The organism is Janthinobacterium sp., from assembly GCF_031995485.1.
In the GTDB taxonomy this organism is placed as follows: domain Bacteria; phylum Pseudomonadota; class Gammaproteobacteria; order Burkholderiales; family Burkholderiaceae_D; genus Janthinobacterium.
This window is the reverse complement of the sequence record NZ_DAMAGB010000007.1, coordinates 1-21459: the sequence shown is the minus strand read 5'-3', so window position 1 is coordinate 21459 and position 21459 is coordinate 1. Positions and strand designations below refer to the sequence as shown.

Here is a 21459-nt window from a genome sequence, read left to right as displayed (position 1 = left end):
GGTACTATTTGGAAATATTGCAGTTTTAATAGTGAGACTTGCGCGTAGCATTTGCAAAGGAAGAAAATGCGAACTGCATTTGAAGCGTGGGCGCAGCGTGACGGCCACATTGTTCGGCGACGAGAAGACAAACCGGACGAGTATCTGATTTTTGAAACCCAACGCCGCTGGGTCATCTGGCAGGCTGCTCTGACTCATGGCAAGACGACGCCGAAACCGCGCGTCAGTGCTGCCGAAAAAGCCGCCAAGGCGCAGCGCGCACTGGAAATGTCGTCCGACGAGGCCGCCGTGCGCAACAAGGTGCTCAATGAAGTGCTCGACGCTTTCAGCAGCACTGACGGCGCCGCCGGCATGGAAGGCATCCTGAAAGTCATCCAGGGTCTGAAGCAGAAGCAGAAGATCCACGCTGGCGACAAGAGCGAAGATTCAACGGCTTGAGGAGACGGCGATGCGTTATCGGCACTACAAGGGCGGGATCTACGAACTGGTGTGCGAAGCCACGCTGGAAGCGGACCTGACTCCGATGATCGTCTACCGCGCCGCCGACGGCTCGATCTGGACCCGGCCGAAAGACGTGTTCTTTCAGCTGATCGAGGTCGAGGGCGTCATGGTGCAGCGATTTGCCCCCATTAACTGATGGCCGTGCCTGCACGTGCCCAGGAAACCTTCATGTATAGAATGCTGGCCTCGGCCACGCTGCTCGGCCTTGCCTGCGCTGCCGCGCAGGCTGAAACCGTCGGCTCGGTCGATACCGTTTTCAAGCTGATCGGCCCCGATCACAAGATCGTGGTCGAAGCCTATGACGACCCGCGCGTCACCGGCGTCAGTTGCTATCTGTCGCGCGCCAAGACGGGCGGCATCAAGGGCGCCGTCGGCCTGGCCGAAGACAAGGCCGATGCCTCGGTGGCCTGCCGCCAGGTGGGGCCGCTGCAATTCAACGGCAAGCTGCCGCGCCAGGAAGAAGTGTTCAGCGAGCGCGCCTCGATCTTCTTCAAGCACGTGCGCGTGGTGCGCATGGTCGACCCCAAGCGCAATGCGCTGATCTACCTGGTGTATTCCGACCGCCTGATCGACGGCAGTCCGAAAAACAGCGTGACCGCCGTGCCGGTGCCGGCCGGCCAGCCGATTCCGCTGCGTTAAGCGCACCGCAAGCGAACCCGCCATGCGCCGTCCCCTCGCTGCTCTCATGCTTCTTGGTGGCCTGGCCGGCTGCGCCACCATGACCGGTTCGACCGAGCAGATGGTGCTGGTGCAGACCATCCTCGACAACCGTCAACTGACAGGCGCCGGCTGCATCCTGTCCAACGACATGGGCAAGTGGTTCGTCACCACGCCGGGGCGCATCATGATCCGCAAGAGCCAGGCGCCGCTCAAGGTCGACTGCAGGAAAAGCGGCTCGCCGGCCGTCGTGATGGACAATCAATTTGACGCCACCGTCAATGGCGGCAGCGCCTGGAGCAATGCCATCTTCACGCTCGGCGTCGGCTACTTCGTCGACCGCGACACGGGCGCTGCCTACGACTATCCCTCGACGCTGACCATTGTCATGCAGGACCCGGCGCGCATGCCCAGGCCTGCACCTGCTGCCGCAGCAGCAGCGCCGGTGTCCACGCCGGCACCTGCGCAGCCGGCCGTCGTCGCGCCGCAGCCTGCCGTGCCTGCGCCGGCAAAACCGGCGCCGTTGCCGATTCCCGATCCCGTCGTCTATTAATTCACCCTCACGCATGAAAAAACCCGCCAGGGTCGATGACCGTGGCGGGTTTTTTTGTATTTAACCCCGGCATGTCGACGCCGGGTTGAACATATCAAATTACTGCACGCGATTGAGCAGGAACGTCGACAGCAGCGGCACAGGACGGCCGGTCGCGCCTTTTGCCGCGCCCGATTTCCATGCAGTGCCGGCGATATCGAGGTGGGCCCAGGTGTATTTCTTGGTGAAGTTTTCCAGGAAGGCTGCGGCCGTGACGGCGCCGCCGCCTGGCGAGCCGATGTTGCCCAGGTCGGCAAAGTTCGACTTCAGCTGCTCGTTGTAGGCTTCCTCGATCGGCATGCGCCATGCGGTGTCGCTGGCCTGCTTGCCGGCGGCCAGCAGCTCGTTGGCCAGCTGGTCGTGGGCCGCGTCCGAGCGCGTGAACAGACCGGTGTTGTGGTGGCCCAGCGCGATCACGCAGGCGCCCGTCAGGGTGGCGATGTCGACCACCACCGCCGGCTTGAAGCGCTCGGCGTAGGTCAGCGCATCGCACAGCACCAGGCGGCCTTCGGCGTCGGTGTTGAGGATCTCGATCGTCAGGCCGTTCATCGACGTGACGATGTCGCCCGGCTTGGTGGCGCGGCCCGACGGCATGTTTTCGCAGGCGGCGATCACGCCAATCACGTTCAGCTTCAGGTTCATTTCGCCGATGGCGCGGAAGGTGCCCAGTACAGAAGCGGCGCCGCACATGTCGTACTTCATTTCATCCATGCCAGGACCGGCCTTGAGCGAAATGCCGCCCGTGTCGAACGTGATGCCCTTGCCGACCAGCACCACCGGTGCATCCTTGGCCTTGCCGCCCATGTGTTTCAGGACGATGAATTTCGGCGGCTGCTCGCTGCCGTTGGTGACCGACAGGAAGCTGCCCATTTTCAGCGCTTCGAGCTGTTTGCGGTCCAGTACTTCGACTTCAAACTTGTAATCCTTGGCCAGTTGCTTGGCAGTGTTGGCCAGGTAGGTCGGGTTGGCGATATTGGCCGGCAGGTCGCCCAGGTTGCGGGTGAAGTTCGAGCCGTTGGCAATCGCGATGGCCTGTGCCAGCGCGCCACGCGTGGCGGCGGTGGCCGGCGCCGACAGGACGATCTTGCGCACGCCGGCAGGGGCCGGATCTTTTTTGCTTTTTTGCGAGTCGCAGCGGTATTGCCCGTCATGTGCTGCCTGCACCACGCAGCGGATGGCCCAATTTACATCGCGCTCTTTCACATCACCCAGTGGTAATGCGATAATGGCGTCCGCCGCGCCCAGCGCGCCGAAAGCCTTCAATGCAGCCTGCACGCCGGTAGCGAAGCTTTTCTCGCTGACGGTTTCTTCGCTGCCCATGCCGACCAGCAGCACGCGCTCGGCGGTGACGCCATCAACGCCGCGCAGCAGCAGGGTGCTGCCAGGCTTGCCGGTGATGTCGCCGGACTTCAGCGCAGCCGAAATGGCACCCTTGCTGTCCAGCGATTGTGCCGCTGGCGACAGTTTTTTGTTTTCGAATACCGCAACCGCGATGCATCCGCTTTTGGCCGTGCCGAGGGTGCTCTTGGTATCGAATGCTTTTATGCTAAAGTCCATTTGGTTCTCCGTTTTCATTTACTAGTAACGTGTTACTCAACTAACTGACCCGAATTATAAACTCCGAATGATCTTTCAACGTGCCCTTCGACGTGAATTGGCTAGTGCCGCCGGGGCCACCTTCACTGTTTTATTCAGCATCCTGCTTACCTGGATGCTGATTGGTATCCTGGGCAAGGCCGCAGGCGGCAAGGTCGCGTCGGCCGACGTGATGTCGCTGATGCTGTTTTCCTCGCTGATGCAGCTGCCCACCATCCTCATACTCACCGGCTTCATCTCGGTGCTGATGGTCGTCACGCGCAGCTACAAGGAATCCGAAATGGTGGTGTGGTTCGCCTCGGGCCTGAGCCTGTCGCGCTGGATCGCCCCCGTGCTCAGCTTCGGCCTGCCGCTGGTGATCGCCATCGGCGCCCTGAGCCTGTACGCCACGCCATGGGCGCAGCAGAAAAGCGACGCCTACGTGGCGCGCTTCGAGAAGCGCGAAGACCTGCAGAAAGTCACGCCCGGCCAGTTCCGCGAATCGGCCGGCAGCAACCGCATCTTCTTTGTCGAAGGCGTCAGCGGCGAAAAGAACGTGGTGCAGAACGTGTTCGTCAATACGGTCGATGCCAAGGGCACGGCGGTGGTGGTGGTCGCCAAGGAAGGCGTGATCAATACCGACGCCAATGGCAGCCGCTTCCTGGTGCTGAAAAGCGGACGGCGCTACCAGGGCATTCCGACCCAGGCCGACTTCCAGACCATGGAATTCGAACAGTACATCATGCGCATCGAGAGCAAGCAGCAGGAACTGGGCGCGGACCTGGGCGTGCGCGCCATGAGCACCATGGCGCTGATCGAAGCGAACAACCAGTTCACCATGGCCGAACTGATGTGGCGTGTCAGTGCGCCGCTGATCGGCCTGCTGCTGATCCTGCTGGCCATTCCGCTGGGCTTTGTCAATCCGCGCGCCGGCAGCTCGGCCAACCTGATCGTGGCGCTCTTGATCTTCTTCAGCTACAGCAACCTGACCAAGGTGATCGAGGCAAGCGTCAAGCAGGGCCGCCTGAGCTTCGGCATGGCCTGGTGGCCGCTGCATCTGCTGGCGCTGCTGGCCGTGGTGGCGCTGTTCGCCTGGCGCCTGAACGTGAATCACCGCTTTCATCCGCTGGTCCTGCTGGCGTCCTTCAAGCGCGCGCGCCGCGCCGGCAACACAAGTAAAGCGGTACCGAAATGAAGATTTTACAGCGCTATTTTGCGGTCTCGATATTCCAGGCGGTGTTCTTCGTGCTGCTTGCCTTTCTGGCGCTGCAGGCCTTTATCGACCTGACGGGCGAGCTGCCGAAAGTGGGCCGCAACGGCTACACCATCCAGTACGCCTTTTTTTATGTGCTGGTGCTGGTGCCGGGCCACGTGTATGAAGTGATGCCGATCGCCGCGCTGATCGGCACCATCTACACGATGGCGCAGTTCGCGGCCAGTTCCGAATTCACCATCATGCGCGCGTCGAGCATGTCGACCGGCATGGCGGCCGGCTTTTTGCTGCGCATCGGCCTGGTATTCGTCGTGATTACCTTTCTGTTCGGTGAATTCGTCACGCCGTACACGGAACCGCTGGCCGAACGGTTGAAACTGACCTCGCGCGGCACCTCGGTGTCGAGCGAATTCCGCTCGGGCCTGTGGACCAAGGACATGATCAAGAGCGACGGCCTGAGCGGCACGGTGACCGGCTCGCGCTTTTTCAACGTGGGCGAAGCGCGTCCCGACGGCCAGCTGAAAAACGTCAAGCTGTACGAGTTCGATACCAGCATGCGCCTGCGTACGATGACGGTGGCGGCCAGTGCCGTCTACCAGGGCAACAACGTCTGGCGCCTGTCGGACGTGACGGAGACGGCGTTCTCGAACAGCGCCGCCACCATGCCCGGCTACGAGCCGAAGCTGCAGAACTACTATAACCAGGAAACAAGCCTGGTGCGCACGGTGAAAAGCGCCACCAAGGACATGGTGTCGGAAGTGACGCCGAAGATCCTGACGGTGTCGGCGTCGGACCCGGAGCGCATGTCGGCCAGCGAACTGGCGGTCTACACGCGCCACCTGGCCGAGAACAAGCAGGAGACCGAGCGCTTCCGGATCGCCTTCTGGAAAAAACTGATCGATCCGCTGGCCATCTTCGTGCTGATGGCGCTGGCGCTGCCGTTCGCCTACATGCATACGCGCAGCGGCGGCGTGAGCCTGAAGATTTTCATCGGCATCATGATTGGCGTGAGCTTCATGCTGGTCAACACGCTGTTTTCGCACGTGGGGCTGCTCAGTACCTGGCCAGCCTTCCTGACTGCCGTGGCGCCGAGCGTGCTGTATCTGTTTGCGGCCCTGATCATGCTGTGGTGGGTGGAGCGACACTGATGACCAATACAACTATCCGGCAGGCCCTGATCCTGTTTGCGCACGGCGCGCGCGCCGCCTCGTGGGCCGCGCCGTTCGAGCGCCTGCGCGAGCTGACCCAGGCGCGCATGCCCGACGCCACCGTCCATCTCGCGTTCCTGGAACTGATGTCGCCGCGCCTGCCCGAGCTGGTGCAGTTGCTGCTGGCCGATCTGCCCGAGGGCGCCGTGCTCGACGCCACCGTGGTGCCGGTGTTCCTGGGGCAGGGCGGCCATGTGTTGCGCGACCTGCCGCTGCTGCTCGACGAACTGCGCCAGGCGCATCCGCAACTGCGGCTGAAAGTGGTCGAGGCGGTCGGCGAAAACCCCAGCGTGCTGGCGGCGATTGCCGACTACTGCGTGGCCGCACCCGGCCAGTCTTGAGCGGCCCGGTCGATATCGTCTACCTGTGGGTGGACGGGGCGGATGCTGCCTGGCGTGCGCGCCACCGCGCCGCGTATGACGCCTGGGCGGCGAAGCATCCTGGCCAGCTGGCGCTGCACGGCAACGTGGCGGGCCGCTACCGCGACAATGGCGAACTGCGCTACAACCTGCGCGCGCTGGAACGCTTCTTCCCCGAGCATGGCCATGTCTATCTGGTGACCGACCGCCAGGTGCCCGGCTGGCTGCGCGCGTCGCACCGCCTCACAGTCATCGATCACCGCCAGCTGATGCCGGCCTGCACGCTGCCCGTGTTCGACTCGGCCCATATCGAATCGTATCTGCACCATATTCCCGGTCTCGCCGAGCGCTTCCTGTATCTCAATGACGATGTGTTCCTGGGCCAGCGATTCGATATCGATCACTGGTTTGGCGGCGGCCTGCGCGTGTATCTGGAAGAGGCGGTGGTGGACCTGCCGGCGCAGTTGCGCCCCGATGTCGCCGCACCCGTCAATTGCGCCGTGCTGGCGCGCGACTGGCTGGCGGCGCGCGATCCTGGCTACCGCCACGAACCGCGCCTGCATGCGCATGCGCCGCGGCCGATGCTGGTCAGTGCCATGCAGGCGCTGGAACAGCAGGCGCCGGCATTGTTCGCGCAGGTGCGCTCCACCGTCTTTCGTTCCTGGCGCGCGCCGGCGCTGCTGCCGGACCTGGCGCCGCGCTGGATGGTGGCGCAGGGCCTGGCGCGCAGCGAAGTGCTCGATCCGCTGCATATCGCCAGCGGAGATCAGGATGCGGCCATGCGGCTGGCGCAGCTGCGCGCACAGTTCGGCACGCTGCCGTTTTTCTGCATTAACGATACCTGCGACGATGCGGACGGGGACGATCCGCGCCTGGCGCGGGTAGCGGCGACGCTGCAGCAGTTGCTGCCGCAGCCATCGCGCTTTGAAGACGATCTCAGCGTGCTTTTGGAAAGCGCAGCTTGATGCGCGCGGCCGCTGTGGTGTCGGCCAGGGCGGCCAGGAACAGCAGCAGATAGCCGTCCAGTTCAAACACTTCTTCCAGCAGCTCCGAATAGATTTCCGGCAGCGAGTGGATCACCTTCTTGTCGAACGGCCAGCCGGCTACCATGAACAGGCCGCCGACCAGCGTGATGATGGTCACGCGCATGCCGAAGATGGCGCGCACGTTGGCGAACACGAGGCGCGCGCGCGGCGCAAAAAATACCAGCAGGCGCAGCAGCACCAGCAGTTCCAGCAGGCGCAGGGTTTTTTCCAGCACGGTCCAGGCATATGCTTCGCCCATTTCGCGAATTTCGAGTTCGCGCAGCAAGAAGCCGAACATCAGCGCCGACAGCCCGGCATGGATCAGGAAGCGCAGCGAGTCGCGGTCCGGTTCGGTCCAGGCCTTTTGCCCATGCACCACGCAGGCCAGCGCCAGGAACAGCGCCTGCAGCCATTCGAGCAGATGGTTTTCATTGTCGATGGCGGGAAACACCAGCCACAGGCCGATCTGGCCCAGCGAGACGAGGACGATGGTGGCAATCAGGGCGCCATTGCTGCGGCTGAGCGAATGCAGCGATTCGCGCAAGGAAGAAAAATTCATCAGTGATAACAGGGTAGAGAGTGCTGAGGCGGCGCGGTATTGCGGCGTGAGCATCCTACCATGTTTTGCGCATGATCAATAGTTACTGACTTTAAAGTCGGTAAAGGCCGAGGTGTCCTGCGCCTGGCTGCTGCGCATGGCCATCGCCTCGCCCAGCATCACCAGCACCGGTCCCTGCTTGTCGCCCAGGCCCAGCGCCAGTTGCGACAAGGTCATGCGCACGATGCGCTGTTCCGGACGGCTGCAGTTTTCAATCACCACCACCGGCGTATCGACCGGGCGTCCCTGCGCCAGCAAGCGCTGCGCGGTGGCGATCGCTTCGCGTCCGCCCATGTATTGCACCAGGGTGTCACAGTCGGGTACCGCCGTCTGTTCGGACTCGCCTGGCGCCGTGCTGGAGGTAAAGAACGCCACGCTGCGCGACACGCCGCGCTTGGTCAACGGCTGCTGCGTGGCGGCGGCGGCGGCCAGCGCGGTGGTAATGCCCGGCACGACTTCGACTTCGATGCCCGCTTCTTCCAGCGCGCGCAGTTCTTCATCGGCGCGGCCAAACAGCATCGGGTCGCCGCCTTTCAGGCGCACCACCACGGCGTATTTCTGCGCATGGTCGACCAGCTGCTTGTTGATGAACGCCTGCGCCGTCGACAGCTGGCCGCAGCGCTTGCCGACCAGGATTTTTTTCGCCTGCGGACACAGCTCCAGCATCTCGCCGGTGACCAGCGCATCGTGCAGCACCACATCGGCTTGGGCCAGCAGGCGCGCGCCGCGCAAGGTCATCAGGTCCTGCGCGCCGGGGCCGGCGCCGATCAGATAGACCTTGCCAGGGAGAGATGTGGAGTGGTTCATGCTGTTGCCTTCCTCAGTCGATCCGGATCATGCCGGCCGCGACGGTCTGGTGGGTGACTTCATCGATCAGGATAAACGCGCCGGTGGCGCGGATATCGGCATAAGCGTCTGCCGCCAATGGCTGCTGCACGGTCAGGCTGATGCGGGCGATGTCATTGAGCTTCAGGCCTTCGGCCGGATGGCGCTGCTGCGTATTGATGTCGAGTAGGGTGTTGATCGCCGTCACCTTGGCGGCCGTCTGTTTCGTGCCATGCTTGATCCAGTACTTGCGGCGCAGGTCGAGCGCGTCTTCCGACAGCCAGCACACGTCGGCCGTTACCTGTTTCAGCAAGGTGGCCGGACGGTCGCTGCCCGCCAGCAGGTCGCCGCGCGAGATGTCCAGGTATTCGTTCAGCAGCAGGGTCACCGACTGGCCCACCACGGCGCTCTGCAGCGAGCCGTCCAGGGTGATGATATCCTTGACGGTGGCGGTCTGGCCCGAAGGCTGCACCACCAGCGTGTCGCCGACGCTGACCTTGCCCGCCTCGATGCGGCCCATGTAGCCGCGGAAGTCGTTCGCTTCGTGGCCGTTGTGGCGCGCCACCAGCTGCACCGGGAAGCGGAACGGCGCGTCGTGCGATTCGTCGTAGACGGACAGCGATTCGAGCAGCTCGATCAGGGTCGGGCCCGTATACCAGCCCAGCTTGTCGCCGCGCTCGACCACGTTGTCGCCGGTCAGGGCCGACAACGGAATCGGCGTGATGTCCTTCAGCCCCAGCGACTGCGCGAATTCGCGGTAGGCGGCGACGATGCGGTTGTACACCGTCTCGTCGTAGCCAACCAGGTCCATCTTGTTGACGGCCACCACCACGTGCTCGATCTGCAGCAGGTGGGCAATCGTCGAATGGCGCTTGGTCTGGATCAAGAGTTCCACGCTGCCATCGTCGCCCAGTTTGACCTTCGACACGTCGATCAGAATGATGACGGCGTCGGCGGTCGAGGCACCGGTAACCATATTGCGCGTGTACTGCTCGTGGCCCGGCGTGTCGGCGATAATGAACTTGCGTTTCGGCGTGGCGAAATAGCGGTAGGCCACGTCGATCGTGATGCCTTGCTCGCGTTCGGCTTCCAGGCCGTCCGTCAGCAGCGACAGGTCGACCGTGTCGCCTACCGTGCGCTTGTGCTTGGAGCGCGACATGGCGTCGAGCTGGTCGGCAAAAATGCCCTTGCTGTCGAACAGCAGGCGGCCGATCAGCGTGCTCTTGCCGTCATCGACGGAACCGGCCGTGATAAAGCGCAGCATGCCGCGCTCCAGGCTGTCGGTGGAAGTGGTGTTCAAAACTGCTGCGTTCATCAGAAATACCCTGCTTTCTTGCGTTTTTCCATCGAGGCTTCGGAAGTCTGGTCGTCCATGCGGGTGGCGCCGCGCTCCGTGATTTGCGTGATTGCCGTTTCGGCGATGATGGCGTCCACCGTGGCCGCGTCCGACGAGACCGGGCAGGTGCACGAGATATCGCCGACAGTGCGAAAGCGCACCACCTGCGTTTCCACCGTCTCGCCGTCGCGCGGCGGCGTCAGGTCCGTCAACGGCACCAGCAGGCCATTGCGCGGAATCACCTGGCGCTCGTGCGCGAAATAGATCGGCGGCAGTTCCAGTTTTTCGCGGGCAATATACTGCCATACGTCCAGTTCGGTCCAGTTCGAGATCGGGAACACGCGCATGTTTTCACCGGGGTGCACGCGGGTGTTATACAGGTCCCACAGTTCCGGTCGCTGGGCTTTCGGGTCCCAGGCGCCGAATTCGTCGCGGAACGAAAAGATGCGTTCCTTGGCGCGGGCTTTTTCCTCATCGCGGCGGGCGCCGCCGATGCAGGCGTCAAAACCGTGTTCGGCAATGGTTTCCAGCAAGGTGACCGCTTGCGCGGCATTGCGCGAGTCGGTGGCCGGATTGCGCAGGCGCACCGTGCCGCGCTTGATCGAATCCTCGACCGAGCCGACGATCAGGCGCTCGCCCAGCTCCGCCACTTTCTTGTCGCGGAAGGTAATGACTTCCGGGAAATTGTGGCCCGTGTCGATATGCACCAGCGGGAACGGGAACTTGCCCGGGCGGAAGGCTTTTTCGGCCAGGCGCAGCAGGACCACGGAGTCCTTGCCGCCCGAAAACAGCAGGGCAGGGTTGGCCGATTCGGCCGCCACTTCGCGCATGATGTGGATCGCTTCCGACTCAAGGCTGTCGAGGTGGCGCTGGTTCAAAATATTGCTCATATTGGATGCTTTCTTGTTCTGTAGTGTCTTTGTATGTTCAGGCGGCCACGGATTTAATGCGGATCAACTTGCCGTCCACCATATGCAGGCCGCATTCCTTGGAGTCGGGGTTTTCCCACCACCAGCGGCCGGCCCGCACGTCTTCGCCCGGTTCGATGGCGCGCGTGCACGGCTGGCAGCCGATCGACGGATAGCCCTGGTCGTGCAGCGCGTTGTACGGTACGCCGTTGGCGCGGATATACGCCCAGACGTCTTCTTCCGACCAGTCGGCCAGCGGATTAAATTTCGTCATCGCATGCGCCACATCCTCTTCCTGCACGTGCAGTTCGGCGCGCGTGCTGGACTGGGCGCGGCGCTGGCCCGTGACCCAGGCCTTGTTGCCGGCCAGGGCGCGGCCCAGCGGTTCGACTTTGCGGATGCGGCAGCATTCGCGGCGCATCTCGACGCTGTCGTAGAACGCGTTCAGGCCGTTCTGCTGCACATACTGCTCGACCGCTTCCGGCTGCGGACGGTACAGGGTGATGTCGTGGTCGTAGTGCTGTCTGACTTTATCGAGTACATCCAGGGTTTCCTGGTGCAGCCGGCCGGTTTCCAGCGAGAAGATGCCGATTGGCAGCTTCGCTTTGAGGATCAGGTCGGTCAGCACCATGTCTTCGGCTGCCAGGCTGGAGGCGAACACGGCCGGCGAAAAATCCGCCGCGATGCGTGCCAGCGTTTGCTCGGTGGCGTCTATCAAAGTGGGAAGGTCGCTCATGGTTAGCCTTTGCGTCAGATGCCGGCCGCGTTGTCGAGGTCGGGATTCTGGCCTTCGCGGTGGTGCCGGCGGAACAGCGGCGACTTCTGGTCCCACGAGGCCTGGTAGGTTTCGGAGAAAACCGACAAGCCTTTCAGCGCGTCATGGATGCTGCGGTCCGGACGCGTGGCATAGGCATCGAAGCCAACGCGGTGCATCGAGAACAGCTGGTCGCGCAGCACGTCGCCGATCGCGCGCAGCTCGCCCTGGTAGCCGAGGCGGGCGCGCAGGTTGAAGGCGATCGAATAGCCGCGGCCGTCGGTAAATTTCGGAAAGTCGATGGCGATCACGGCCAGTTGCGCAATCACGTCGGCCAGTTCTTCCGGACGCTCGTCGCCGGCCAGCCAGACGCCGATATCGGGCAGGCGCGCTTGCAGGCTTTCGCGCTGGGCTTGCCATACGCTGAGGGGCACGATGGCCTTGCCTTCCGGTACCAGCATGGATTCCGGCGTGTCGCCCTCGTCCAGGCGCAGCAGGCCCCAGTCATTCGGTACGACGGCGGCGTTCTTGATGATTTCTTCGCGTACTTCAAACATATTCGTCTTCTCCGACCAGGTTGCCGACGGTGATCGGCGTTGCATATACATGTTCCTTGAATGGCGGCAAGCCCAGGCGCTGGGCCGTGTCGACAAAGCGTTCGCCGTCATGGCGTTCGCGCACGTACACGTGCAGCAGGCGGGCGATGACTTCGGGCATCTGCAGGGCGGAGAACGATGGGCCGATGATCTTGCCGATGGCGGCGTTGTTGCCCTGCGCGCCGCCGATCGACACCTGATACCATTCGCTGCCGTCTTTATCCACGCCCAGCACGCCGATGCTGCCCACGTGATGGTGGCCGCAGGCATTGATGCAGCCGGAAATGTTCAGTTCGATTTCGCCGATATCGTGCTGGAAATCGATATTGTCGAAACGCTCGGCAATCGCGGCCGCAATCGGCAGCGATTTCGCATTGGCCAGCGAGCAGAAGTCGCCGCCCGGGCAGCAGATCATGTCGGTCAGCAGGCCGATATTCGGCGTGGCCAGGCCATGCGCCTTGGCTTCCTGCCACAGCTTGAACAGTTTCGATTGCTCGACATCGGCCAGCACCAGGTTCTGCTCGTGCGTGACGCGCAGTTCGCCAAAGCTGTAGCGGTCGGCCAGGTCGGCCACGAAGTCGATCTGCTCGGCCGTCGCGTCGCCCGGCGGGACGCCGGTTTTCTTCAGTGACAGCACCACCGCCACGTAGCCGGGGCGCTGGTGCGGCTTGACGTTGCGCAGGATCCAGTTGGCGTAGGCCTTGTTGTCCGCGTGCTCGGCCGCATAGTCGATGTCGGCCAGCGCCAGGTAGGCAGGCGGATTGAAGAAGTCCGCCACGCGCTGCATTTCTTCCACCGTCAATGTTTCAGGACCATCCTTCAGGTCGACCCATTCCGCTTCCACCTGGCGGGTAAACTCTTCCACGCCGATGGCTTTGAGCAAAATCTTGATGCGGGCCTTGTATTTGTTGTCGCGGCGGCCGTGCAGGTTGTACACGCGCATGATGGCCTGTGTGTAGGTCAGCAGATGCTGCCATGGCAGAAATTCGCGCACCACGCTGCCCAGGATGGGCGTGCGGCCCATGCCGCCACCGGCCATCACCTTGAAGCCCACTTCGCCCGCTTCGTTGCGCACGGCGGTCAGGCCGATATCGTGCACGGCAATCGCGGCGCGGTCCTGCTCGGCGCCATTGATGGCAACCTTGAACTTGCGCGGCAGGGCGATGAACTCGGGATGGAAGGTGCTCCACTGGCGCAATACTTCCGCGTACGGACGCGGATCGATGATTTCATCGGCGGCGACGCCGGCAAACGGGTCCGATGTTGTATTTCGGATACAGTTACCCGAAGTCTGGATCGCGTGCATTTCCACCGAGGCCAGGTCGGTCAGGATGTCCGGCGTCTGTTCCAGCTCGACCCAGTTGAACTGGATGTTCTGGCGCGTGGTGAAGTGGCCATAGCCGCGGTCGTACTTGCGCGCGATATGGGCAAACATGCGCATCTGCTTCGACGACAGCAGGCCGTACGGCACGGCGATGCGCAGCATGTAGGCGTGGCGCTGCATGTACAGGCCGTTTTGCAGGCGCAGCGGAATGAATTCCTCTTCCGTCAATTCATTGGCGAGTCGGCGCGCAACCTGGTCGCGGTACTGCGCGATGCGTTCTTTGACGATAAGGTGGTCGTACTGATCGTAATGGTACATATCAAATCCTAAATAAGCCGGGGTGCTGGAAGATTGCCTGGGTGTTCTTTAATTAATAGATTAGCTTTACTGCCACGGTGGTCAAGGTCATCGCCAGCAGCACGCGCAAAAACTTTTCCGGGACCGAGCGCGCTACCCACGAGCCGAGCGTAATGCCGGGCAGGGAGCCGATCAGCAGCGAGATCAGCAGTTCCCAGTGAATGGAGCCGAGCCACCAGTGGCCCAGCGCGGCAATCGCGGTCAGCGGCACGGCGTAGGCAATATCGGTGCCGGCCACTTCTGCCGAGCTCATGCTTGGATAAAGCATGACCAGCAAGGTTGCGCCGATGGCGCCTGCGCCGATCGACGATACCGTCACCAGCACGCCCAGCACGGCGCCGGAGATAATGGTGGCGGCGGCAAGCTTGTTGCCTTGTAACTGTTTGTCAGGATGGGCGTGTATCCAGTTCAGCATGCGGCCCTTGAAGATCAAGGCTACCACAGTCAGCAACACCGAGCCGGCGATCGAATAGCGGATGATCTGGCCGATTTCGGGCGACAGCGTGCCAAACGACTTCAATGCCAGCGTCGCCACCACGGCGGCGGGCAGGGCGCCGATGCACAGGCGCTTGACGATATCCCAGCGCACGGTGCCGCGCACGCGGTGCGTCAGGGTGCCGGCACTCTTGGTGATCGAGGCAAACGCCAGGTCGGTTCCTACTGCAACTGAGGGCGAAACGCCAAACAGCAAGGTTAACAGCGGAGTCATCAGCGAGCCGCCACCGACACCGGTCATGCCGACCAGTAAACCTACGGCAAATCCTGAGACTATATAAGACAAAGTCATGCTTGCACCCCCAAAGTACCCGCAATAGTAATAAACTTAGTGTTTATTCCAAACTACTAAGTACGCATTTGCTTATATGCGATATGCGTATAAGCATGAATGTAAAATCATCGGTGGGGCGGAGGCGCGGCACATCTCTAGGGCAAAACCAGCAATGAATCTCCATCAACTGCGCTTCGTGCGCGAAGCCGTCCGGCAGAACTACAACCTGACGGACGCGGCCAAAGCCTTGTTCACTTCGCAACCGGGCGTCTCGAAAGCCATCATCGAGCTGGAAGAAGAGCTGGGCGTCGACATTTTCACGCGCCATGGCAAGCGCATCCGCGGCCTGACGGAGCCGGGCCGGCTGGTGCTCGAATCGGTCGAGCTGGTGATGCAGGAAATCGACAGCATGAAGCGCATCGGCAAGGAGTACGCGGCGCAGGACAGCGGCAGTTTTACCATTGCCACCACGCATACGCAGGCGCGCTACACCTTGCCCAAGGTGGTGCAGGCCTTCATGCTGAAGTTTCCCAAGGTGCGCTTATCCTTGTTGCAGGGCAACCCGCGCCAGATCGCCGAGATGGTGCAGCGCGACCAGGCCGACCTGGCGATCGCCACCGAATCGATCGCCGCCATCGACGGCCTGATCACCTTGCCCTGCTATCAGTGGGAACATGTGGTGGTGGTGCCGGTCGACCATCCGCTGCTCAAATCGAAGTCGGTGACGCTGGAAGAAATCGCTGCGTTTCCCCTGATTACCTATGACAGCGCATTTGCCGGACGCAACAAGATCGACCACGCTTTCGTGCTGCGCGGCCTGAAACCGGACATCCTGCTCGAAGCCATCGACGCGGACGTGATCAAGACTTATGTCGAGTTGGGCATGGGGATTGGTATCATAGCGGGCATGGCCTTCGATGCCGAGCGCGACAAGGGCTTGCGCGCCATCCCTGTCGGCCACCTGTTCGGCATGAATGTGTCGCGCGTGGCCGTCAAGCAGGGCGCGTATCTGCGCAGCTACATTTACACCTTTATCGAGTTGCTGACCCCGACCCTGAACCGGAAACTGATCGAGCAGGCGATGAGCGGCGATAAAGAGCACTACGAACTATAACAATGCAGCACCCAGCCGGGCGAGTGCCCGGTTCCGACTAAATAAGAGAAGAAACATGATTACCGATCAGCTTGCCAAATATTACGCCACCATCGCGCAGCAGTACGAGCGCGTCTACGACAAGCCGGAACGCCAGGAAGACCTGGAAGTACTGCGCGACAAGGTCGCCGACGTGCTGGAAGGCCACACCGTGCTGGAACTGGCCTGCGGCACCGGCTACTGGACCGAAGTGATTGCCGAGACGGCCGACTCGGTGCTGGCCACCGACATCAACGACGAAATGCTGGCGCTGGCCCAGGCCCGCGGCCTGGACGACAACGTCACGTTCGCGAAAATGGACGCGTTCAAGCTGCCGGACGACCTGGCAGGCAAGTTCACGGCCGTGTTTGCCGGCTTCTGGTGGTCGCACGTCAAGCGTGAAGACCAGGACAAATACCTGAAGCAGCTGCGCAGCAAGCTGGGCAAGGACATCATGCTGGTGCTGATCGACAATTCCTACGTCGACGGCAGCAGCACTGTGATTGCCCGCACCGATCTGGAAGGCAACACCCACCAGTTCCGCACCACGGACGCGGGCGAGCGCTACGAAGTGCTGAAGAATTTCCCCTCGGACAGCCACCTGCGCAAGAAGTTCGCCCATTCGGCCCGCGAGATCCGCATGAAGCGCCTCGAATACTACTGGCTGCTGAGCTGCCGCCTGAAATAAGCATGACCGGGCAGGTCGGGGTAGGTCGGGTTAGCCCTCCGGGCGTAACCCGACAATCCTTGGGGCCTAACCCGACAATCACCGCCTTGCAGGCGGTTTTTTTTCGCCTTCAAATTTCTCTGCAGTAAATGATGCCAAAAAACAACAGATTGTCGATGTCATATTGTTGAAGCATTTGATGGGCATGATTCGGTTCAGCAGCTGAGCAGCACCAAATCTTGTCCAACCTAATGTAGAGAATCTCAAGTGAAAAAAATTACTCTGGCAGCATTGATCATCGCTTCTTTCGCAGCCGCTTCGGCGCAAGCGCAATCGAATGTCGTCGTCTACGGCGTAGTCGACCTGGGCCTGGCCAAGACCAGCGGTTCGTCGATGGTGGAACGTGAGAACCAGGCTTCGCGCATCGGTTTCAAGGGTACGGAAGATCTGGGCAATGGCCTGAAAGCCATTTTCAATCTGGAGAGTGAATTCAAGGCCGACACCGGCGCGCAAGCCACTGCCAATACCCTGTTCGATCGCCAGGCATGGGTCGGCCTGACCGGCAACTTCGGTACCGTCTACCTGGGCCGCACCAAGGACCTGCTGGACGGCACCCTGGCCCGCGTTGACCCGTTCAACACCTACGGCGTGATCGGCAAGATCAATGAGCCAGTCATGCGTGGCGGCCAATCGCCTAACGGCACGCTGGCCGTGCCGAGCGCTTCGGTCGTCGGCGCTTCGCGCGTCAGCAACGCCATCACCTACAACAGCCCGACCTTCAGCGGTTTCGTCCTGAGCGGCCAGGTCGTCGCCAGCGAAATCAAGGATGCCGACTCCGGTTACAGCGTGGTCGCCACCTATGACATGGGCCCAGCCAGCGCCCACGCCGGCTACCAGAAAAAAGTGCAGACGGTGGCCAACGCCGCTGCCGAGCCTACCCTGTGGCTGGTTGGCGGGGGTTACAAATTCGGTCCTGCCAAGGTCACGTTCGACTACTCGAAAGCCGATACCGACGTTGCCACCACCGGCGAATTCAAAAGCTTCCTGATCGGCCTGGCCTACGACATCGGTGGCGGCGCCATCAAGGCCAGCTACGTGAAACAGAAGCAGGACAGCCGTACCGTGAGCGGCAAGGAAACCGCCAAGGCTTTCGGCCTCGGCTACGACTACCCGCTGTCGAAACGTACTGCCGTGTACGTCTACGGTGGCCGCGACCAGTTCAGCGACAAGTCGATGTACCAGCTGGGCATGACCCACAAGTTCTAAGCACCAGCCGGGTCTGACTGTGCAGAAAGGCGCTCCACGGAGCGCCTTTTGTCGTCATGGCGGCGCCATCGCCTGCATCGGCAGCATGATGTCGATGCGGGTGCCGCCCAGTTCCGCATCCGCCCCGATCTGGATGGTGCCGTTCAGGCCCCATACCCGTTCGCGCATGCCCAGCAGGCCCAGCGAGGCCGCCTTTTCCAGGTCGCGGTCGGTAATGCCCTTGCCATCATCCTGGACCGTGATGGACAGCGTGGAGTCGATGCGGTGCAGGGCGATGGTGATGCGGCTCGCCCCGGCATGGCGGGCAATATTGGTCAGCGCTTCCTGCATGATGCGGTAGATGGCCGTGCTGAGCGCGTCGTCGAGCACCAGGTCGCCTTCATCGGCCATCAGTTCGAAATGCACGGCGTGGCGCAGCAGGAAATCGTGGCGCAGTTTTTGCAGCGCAAAATACAGTCCCCCTTCATCGAGCGCGCGCGGACGCAGGTTGCCGGCGATGCGGCGCAGCGAGGAAATCGCCGTCACCAGCAGGCTGTCCATGCCATGCAGCAGGCCGTGCAGTGGCGCCGTCGTGTCGGCATGCTGGCGCACCAGCGTCAGGTCGACGCGCAAGGTGGCCAGCAACTGGCCCAGGTCATCGTGCAGTTCGCGCGCGATATGCTTGCGCTCTTCCTCGCGGATGGTTTGCAGCGCACTCGACAGTTCACGCAGCTGCGAAAACGAGCGTGCCAGCTGCTCGTGTACCTGCTTGCGCGTACTGATGTCGCGCACGATGACCGTATCGGTGGCGTGGTCGTCATGCAGGCAGGCCGACAACGAACCTTCGAGCGGAAACATGGCGCCATCAAGGCGCCGGCCCATCAGGGTGGCGTCGGTGGCGCGCCGGCCTGTCAGCCGCAGTTGCTCGCCGATATCGACAGACGGGCCGAACGGCAAGTCGCCGTCCAGGCTGCGCAGATCGCGCAGGATGAAATGGCACAGCGGCATGCCGCGCATGGCGTGCGGCGTGCTGCCGAACAGGCTGGCGGCAGCGTCATTGGCGTGCACGATATTCTGTTCGCTGTCGATATGGAGCACGGCTTCATTTGCCGGCAAGGTCGCAGCTTGTCGGCTGGTAGTTTTAAACGGGCGCCACAGATACAAGGTGGCTGCCGCAGCCATGCCCAGTGGCAGCATGCGTAACAATCCGGATTTTGCGCGGTTGGGCATGGACGCTCCTTGCGAACGGCGTGACAACGGCGGGCAGGTGGAAAGCGGGCAGGACTTATGCAGCGTAAGCTGTTTGCGGGGTTGCCATTTGAGATGGCGCAGGGGAGCGGCAGACGGAGCACCGGCGGCAGGGCGCCGCCGGCATCAGGAACTTACATCTGCTTGAACAGGTGCAAAAAGCTGCGGCTCACTTCCAGCTTGTCGGTCTTGCCTTTGATCAGTACCAGATGGCGGCCGCGGATATCACGCGTCACGCCTTCGATGGCGTTTACATTGACCAGCGTGGCGCGGTGGATTTGCCAGAACAGCGAAGGATCGAGCTCTTCGGCCAGGTCGCGCACGGGCTTGCGGATCAGTGCTTCATATTTGGCCGTCTGCACGCAGGTATATTTCTCGTCCGAACGGAAGAACAGGATTTCCTCGACCGGGATCATGCGCAGGTCCTGGCCGATGCTGGCCTGTATCCATTGCAAATAGGTGGGCTTGGCCGTGATCTTTTCCGCCAGCTGCGACAGCATGGCCGTCACGCTGCTGTTGACGTCCAGCGCCGGCTTGCTCAGATGGGTCTTCAGGCGCTCGACCGTGATCAGCAGGCGTTCATGCTCGGGCGGTTTCAGTACATAGTCGACCGCGCCGCGCTCGAACGCTTCGACGGCGTGGCTGTCGTAGGCCGTGACGAACACGATGCGGCTCTTGTTGCCGATCACTTGCGCCGCTTCCATGCCCGTCTTGCCCGGCATGCGGATATCGAGGAAGGTAAAGTCGGGTTTCAGCTGCTCCACCAGCTCGATCGCTTCGTCGCCGTTCTTGGCTTCGCCGATGATTTCCAGTTCGGGCCACGCCTGGCCCAGGCGCAAGCGCAACTGGTCACGCATCAATCTTTCGTCGTCGGCAATAATAGCGGTAGGCATGGTCATCAAGTGTGAACTGGCGAACATTGATTATTCAATGAATTAGCGTTTTTATCAACTCCTCATTCACCTTATTTCGACAGTTGATATGGCACTTCAATTACCGCGCAAACACCGCTCGGCTTGTTTGGCGTAATGGTCAGACTGCCCTGGTCGCCATGCAGCAGTTTCAGCCGTTCGCGGATGGTCGGCAAGCCGAGTCCCGTGCCGTCGCTCGGTACGGCCCCAAAGCCCAGGCCGTCATCGGTGACGATCACGCGCAGCTTGCTGTGTGCCACTTCAGCCACGATGCGCAGGGTGCCGCCTTCCGGTTTCACCTCCAGGCCATGCTTGATGGCATTTTCCACCATCGATTGCAGCATCATCGGCGGAAAGGCGGCGCTGCGCAGCCCGTCGGGAATCTGGAAGTCCACCGTCAGCCGTTCCTCCATGCGCATCTTGAGCAGGTTCAGATAGGCTTGTACCATGTCCGCTTCGCGGCCAAGGTTGGTAATCAGCGCGTTGTCGCGCATTTGCGGCAGCACCGCGCGCAGATACTGGATCAGGCTGCGCTGCATCTTGGCCGCGCGCGGCGGATCGACCTGGATCAGGTGCTCGACGGAGGCGAGCGTGTTGAACAGGAAGTGCGGTTCCACCTGCGCCTGCATCATCTGCATTTTCGCTTCGCTGAGCTGGCGCTGCATCGAGGCCCGTTCGGCCGCCTCATTGGCCGTTACCGTTTCCGCTTCCGCCCGTTTCTTGCCGCCCACAAGGGCCTTCATCGCGAACAGGGCCAGTACCAGCAGCGACACAAAACTCTTGAACCAGGTCGATGCTTGCTGGTGGTAGCGCGAAACCTTTTGCTCTGCCGCGTCATCCACCGCTTCCTCGATGGCGTTCGACAGTTCCTCGCCAATTTGCGGCGGCAATTCGATATGAACTTCTTCGCCCGAAGCATTGGTGGTGACCGGATAGCTGGGCTTGGCTGGCGCTGCTGGCGTAGCCGGTGTGGCGGGCGTTGCCGGCGTGGCCGGTGCTGCTGGCTCGGCCGGCTCATCGGGCGTGGCATCGCTGCTTTCCGGTGTGGCGTCTGTTGGCGTTGCATCAGCGCTCGCCGCTTCCGTGCTGCGGCGGTTCTTGCTGTTGCGCGGATTGAAGTGGATGCCGGTATCGTCGATCAGGATATTCGTCTCGCCCGTGTTCTTGCTGGCCCGCTTGTGCGACTTGATCACGACTTCTTCGTCAGGGCTCGATGAAAACAATTCGTCCTGCAGGATCGAACCGGCAATCAGGGCCAGCGCGGCAAACAGGAAAAACTTCCACCAGGATAATTGGGTCACCCAGGTTGTGGTCGCGTCGAACGCCTTCTGCAGCCAGGCAAGAATGGTTTTCAGCAGTTGGGGCAGGCTGGAAATCGGTAACATGGGACGCTTTCTTGGCAATAAGTTAATCGACGCGGTGGGCAAGTGTAACTGATGATGTGCGTCAAAATCTGATGTTGCCACTGTGCCTGAAGGCAGGCAGGCGCACCAGCCGCATGCGACAGGCTGCATAAAAGAGCGGCTGAAGTGAGCAGCAGGCCGGGTAGGCGGTCAGCATGTTTTGTTGATCCGCGAAAATATGTATTGCAGACCTCGTGCCACTTTGCTATAGTTCGCCTCCCCGATGAGACGCAGTCAAATGCGGCAGTTGAGGATC

Annotated in this window: 23 protein-coding genes; 11 read left to right on the top strand and 12 right to left on the bottom strand. The window is 61.8% G+C overall.

Translation table 11 applies throughout. The annotated features are described in order from the left end of the window. The first annotated feature begins 66 nt into the window (after nt 1-66). The 4 genes from RTQ46_RS07155 to RTQ46_RS07140 are packed head-to-tail and all read left to right on the top strand — an operon-like array spanning nt 67 to nt 1711. Nucleotides 67-438 carry a hypothetical protein gene (locus RTQ46_RS07155; protein ID WP_409518305.1) on the top strand — a complete coding sequence of 124 codons (372 nt, stop codon included), beginning with the start codon at nt 67-69 and terminating at the stop codon, nt 436-438. A gap of 10 nt (nt 439-448) precedes the next feature. Beyond that, nucleotides 449-637 (top strand): DUF1653 domain-containing protein, encoded by a 189-nt coding sequence (locus tag RTQ46_RS07150; protein WP_034782199.1) that lies wholly within the window; start codon nt 449-451, stop codon nt 635-637. A gap of 32 nt (nt 638-669) precedes the next feature. Next, nucleotides 670-1140: a CreA family protein gene (locus RTQ46_RS07145; protein WP_312435521.1), complete on the top strand. Its 471-nt coding sequence runs from the start codon at nt 670-672 to the stop codon at nt 1138-1140. A 22-nt stretch (nt 1141-1162) separates the two neighbouring features. Continuing rightward, a complete protein-coding gene (locus RTQ46_RS07140) occupies nt 1163-1711 on the top strand; it encodes a hypothetical protein (protein ID WP_312435520.1) in 549 nt (182 codons plus the stop codon). 99 nt (nt 1712-1810) lie between these two features. Here the strand turns inward: RTQ46_RS07140 and RTQ46_RS07135 are convergent, their stop codons facing one another. Next, the gene (locus RTQ46_RS07135) at nt 1811-3307 is read right to left on the bottom strand and encodes a leucyl aminopeptidase (protein WP_312435519.1); all 1497 of its coding nucleotides are present in this window, start codon (nt 3305-3307) and stop codon (nt 1811-1813) included. A 67-nt stretch (nt 3308-3374) separates the two neighbouring features. Between RTQ46_RS07135 and lptF the strand changes: the two genes are divergently transcribed. From lptF to RTQ46_RS07115, 4 genes are read left to right on the top strand one after another with little or no spacing between them, the layout of a single operon-like run. Then, nucleotides 3375-4520 (top strand): LPS export ABC transporter permease LptF, encoded by a 1146-nt coding sequence (gene lptF / locus RTQ46_RS07130; protein ID WP_312435518.1) that lies wholly within the window; start codon nt 3375-3377, stop codon nt 4518-4520. Then, complete coding sequence (gene lptG, locus RTQ46_RS07125) at nt 4517-5686, top strand: LPS export ABC transporter permease LptG (RefSeq protein ID WP_312435517.1); 1170 nt, start codon at nt 4517-4519, stop codon at nt 5684-5686. The genes lptF and lptG overlap by 4 nt, the downstream gene beginning before the upstream one ends. After that, the gene (locus RTQ46_RS07120; RefSeq protein ID WP_312435516.1) at nt 5686-6087 is read left to right on the top strand and encodes a CbiX/SirB N-terminal domain-containing protein; all 402 of its coding nucleotides are present in this window, start codon (nt 5686-5688) and stop codon (nt 6085-6087) included. Before lptG ends, RTQ46_RS07120 begins: the two co-directional genes overlap by 1 nt. After that, nucleotides 6084-7070, top strand: coding sequence for a Stealth CR1 domain-containing protein (locus RTQ46_RS07115; protein WP_312435515.1), 987 nt, complete (start codon nt 6084-6086; stop codon nt 7068-7070). The genes RTQ46_RS07120 and RTQ46_RS07115 overlap by 4 nt, the downstream gene beginning before the upstream one ends. On the opposite strand, the gene RTQ46_RS07110 is transcribed toward RTQ46_RS07115, so the two are convergent. From RTQ46_RS07110 to RTQ46_RS07075, 8 genes are all read right to left on the bottom strand, one after another. Beyond that, entirely contained in the window at nt 7042-7689 is a 648-nt protein-coding gene (locus tag RTQ46_RS07110; RefSeq protein WP_312435514.1) for a hypothetical protein, read from the bottom strand. The genes RTQ46_RS07115 and RTQ46_RS07110 overlap by 29 nt on opposite strands. Before the next feature lie 75 nt (nt 7690-7764). Continuing rightward, complete coding sequence (gene cobA, locus RTQ46_RS07105) at nt 7765-8535, bottom strand: uroporphyrinogen-III C-methyltransferase (RefSeq protein ID WP_312435513.1); 771 nt, start codon at nt 8533-8535, stop codon at nt 7765-7767. Between the two features lie 13 nt (nt 8536-8548). Continuing rightward, a complete protein-coding gene (locus RTQ46_RS07100) occupies nt 8549-9868 on the bottom strand; it encodes a GTP-binding protein (RefSeq protein WP_312435512.1) in 1320 nt (439 codons plus the stop codon). After that, nucleotides 9868-10779 (bottom strand): sulfate adenylyltransferase subunit CysD, encoded by a 912-nt coding sequence (gene cysD, locus RTQ46_RS07095; protein ID WP_230504054.1) that lies wholly within the window; start codon nt 10777-10779, stop codon nt 9868-9870. Before cysD ends, RTQ46_RS07100 begins: the two co-directional genes overlap by 1 nt. A gap of 37 nt (nt 10780-10816) precedes the next feature. Then, nucleotides 10817-11533: a phosphoadenylyl-sulfate reductase gene (locus RTQ46_RS07090; RefSeq protein WP_312435511.1), complete on the bottom strand. Its 717-nt coding sequence runs from the start codon at nt 11531-11533 to the stop codon at nt 10817-10819. Nucleotides 11534-11547: 14 nt separating this feature from the next. Continuing rightward, nucleotides 11548-12108 (bottom strand): DUF934 domain-containing protein, encoded by a 561-nt coding sequence (locus tag RTQ46_RS07085; protein ID WP_312435510.1) that lies wholly within the window; start codon nt 12106-12108, stop codon nt 11548-11550. Next, nucleotides 12101-13789, bottom strand: coding sequence for a nitrite/sulfite reductase (locus RTQ46_RS07080; RefSeq protein WP_312435508.1), 1689 nt, complete (start codon nt 13787-13789; stop codon nt 12101-12103). Before RTQ46_RS07080 ends, RTQ46_RS07085 begins: the two co-directional genes overlap by 8 nt. Nucleotides 13790-13841: 52 nt before the next feature. Further along, nucleotides 13842-14615: a sulfite exporter TauE/SafE family protein gene (locus RTQ46_RS07075; protein WP_312435507.1), complete on the bottom strand. Its 774-nt coding sequence runs from the start codon at nt 14613-14615 to the stop codon at nt 13842-13844. A gap of 154 nt (nt 14616-14769) precedes the next feature. Between RTQ46_RS07075 and RTQ46_RS07070 the strand changes: the two genes are divergently transcribed. From RTQ46_RS07070 to RTQ46_RS07060, 3 genes are all read left to right on the top strand, one after another. Next, entirely contained in the window at nt 14770-15711 is a 942-nt protein-coding gene (locus RTQ46_RS07070) for a CysB family HTH-type transcriptional regulator (protein WP_312435506.1), read from the top strand. A 55-nt stretch (nt 15712-15766) separates the two neighbouring features. Continuing rightward, nucleotides 15767-16417 (top strand): class I SAM-dependent methyltransferase, encoded by a 651-nt coding sequence (locus RTQ46_RS07065; RefSeq protein ID WP_312435505.1) that lies wholly within the window; start codon nt 15767-15769, stop codon nt 16415-16417. 246 nt (nt 16418-16663) lie between these two features. Next, nucleotides 16664-17662, top strand: a complete 999-nt coding sequence (locus RTQ46_RS07060) for a porin (protein ID WP_312435504.1) — start codon at nt 16664-16666, stop codon at nt 17660-17662. Nucleotides 17663-17716: 54 nt separating this feature from the next. Here the strand turns inward: RTQ46_RS07060 and RTQ46_RS07055 are convergent, their stop codons facing one another. The 3 genes from RTQ46_RS07055 to RTQ46_RS07045 all read right to left on the bottom strand — a co-directional run bounded on the left by RTQ46_RS07055 (nt 17717) and on the right by RTQ46_RS07045 (nt 21185). Next, on the bottom strand, nt 17717-18871 hold the full coding sequence (locus RTQ46_RS07055) for an ATP-binding protein (RefSeq protein WP_312435503.1): 1155 nt from the start codon (nt 18869-18871) through the stop codon (nt 17717-17719). A 152-nt stretch (nt 18872-19023) separates the two neighbouring features. After that, nucleotides 19024-19782 (bottom strand): LytTR family DNA-binding domain-containing protein, encoded by a 759-nt coding sequence (locus tag RTQ46_RS07050; RefSeq protein WP_312435502.1) that lies wholly within the window; start codon nt 19780-19782, stop codon nt 19024-19026. Nucleotides 19783-19853: 71 nt separating this feature from the next. Next, nucleotides 19854-21185 (bottom strand): histidine kinase, encoded by a 1332-nt coding sequence (locus tag RTQ46_RS07045; protein ID WP_312435501.1) that lies wholly within the window; start codon nt 21183-21185, stop codon nt 19854-19856. Between the last annotated feature and the right edge of the window lie 274 nt (nt 21186-21459).

What these genes read in the sequence shown, in the direction of transcription:
- RTQ46_RS07155 (WP_409518305.1), top strand. Translation starts at nt 67, where the DNA reads ATGCGAACTGCATTTGAAGCGTGGGCGCAGCGTGACGGCCACATTGTT.
- RTQ46_RS07150 (WP_034782199.1), top strand. Translation starts at nt 449, where the DNA reads ATGCGTTATCGGCACTACAAGGGCGGGATCTACGAACTGGTGTGCGAA.
- RTQ46_RS07145 (WP_312435521.1), top strand. Translation starts at nt 670, where the DNA reads ATGTATAGAATGCTGGCCTCGGCCACGCTGCTCGGCCTTGCCTGCGCT.
- RTQ46_RS07140 (WP_312435520.1), top strand. Translation starts at nt 1,163, where the DNA reads ATGCGCCGTCCCCTCGCTGCTCTCATGCTTCTTGGTGGCCTGGCCGGC.
- RTQ46_RS07135 (WP_312435519.1), bottom strand. Translation starts at nt 3,307, where the DNA reads ATGGACTTTAGCATAAAAGCATTCGATACCAAGAGCACCCTCGGCACG.
- lptF (WP_312435518.1), top strand. Translation starts at nt 3,375, where the DNA reads ATGATCTTTCAACGTGCCCTTCGACGTGAATTGGCTAGTGCCGCCGGG.
- lptG (WP_312435517.1), top strand. Translation starts at nt 4,517, where the DNA reads ATGAAGATTTTACAGCGCTATTTTGCGGTCTCGATATTCCAGGCGGTG.
- RTQ46_RS07120 (WP_312435516.1), top strand. Translation starts at nt 5,686, where the DNA reads ATGACCAATACAACTATCCGGCAGGCCCTGATCCTGTTTGCGCACGGC.
- RTQ46_RS07110 (WP_312435514.1), bottom strand. Translation starts at nt 7,689, where the DNA reads ATGAATTTTTCTTCCTTGCGCGAATCGCTGCATTCGCTCAGCCGCAGC.
- cobA (WP_312435513.1), bottom strand. Translation starts at nt 8,535, where the DNA reads ATGAACCACTCCACATCTCTCCCTGGCAAGGTCTATCTGATCGGCGCC.
- RTQ46_RS07100 (WP_312435512.1), bottom strand. Translation starts at nt 9,868, where the DNA reads ATGAACGCAGCAGTTTTGAACACCACTTCCACCGACAGCCTGGAGCGC.
- cysD (WP_230504054.1), bottom strand. Translation starts at nt 10,779, where the DNA reads ATGAGCAATATTTTGAACCAGCGCCACCTCGACAGCCTTGAGTCGGAA.
- RTQ46_RS07090 (WP_312435511.1), bottom strand. Translation starts at nt 11,533, where the DNA reads ATGAGCGACCTTCCCACTTTGATAGACGCCACCGAGCAAACGCTGGCA.
- RTQ46_RS07085 (WP_312435510.1), bottom strand. Translation starts at nt 12,108, where the DNA reads ATGTTTGAAGTACGCGAAGAAATCATCAAGAACGCCGCCGTCGTACCG.
- RTQ46_RS07080 (WP_312435508.1), bottom strand. Translation starts at nt 13,789, where the DNA reads ATGTACCATTACGATCAGTACGACCACCTTATCGTCAAAGAACGCATC.
- RTQ46_RS07075 (WP_312435507.1), bottom strand. Translation starts at nt 14,615, where the DNA reads ATGACTTTGTCTTATATAGTCTCAGGATTTGCCGTAGGTTTACTGGTC.
- RTQ46_RS07070 (WP_312435506.1), top strand. Translation starts at nt 14,770, where the DNA reads ATGAATCTCCATCAACTGCGCTTCGTGCGCGAAGCCGTCCGGCAGAAC.
- RTQ46_RS07065 (WP_312435505.1), top strand. Translation starts at nt 15,767, where the DNA reads ATGATTACCGATCAGCTTGCCAAATATTACGCCACCATCGCGCAGCAG.
- RTQ46_RS07055 (WP_312435503.1), bottom strand. Translation starts at nt 18,871, where the DNA reads ATGCCCAACCGCGCAAAATCCGGATTGTTACGCATGCTGCCACTGGGC.
- RTQ46_RS07050 (WP_312435502.1), bottom strand. Translation starts at nt 19,782, where the DNA reads ATGCCTACCGCTATTATTGCCGACGACGAAAGATTGATGCGTGACCAG.
- RTQ46_RS07045 (WP_312435501.1), bottom strand. Translation starts at nt 21,185, where the DNA reads ATGTTACCGATTTCCAGCCTGCCCCAACTGCTGAAAACCATTCTTGCC.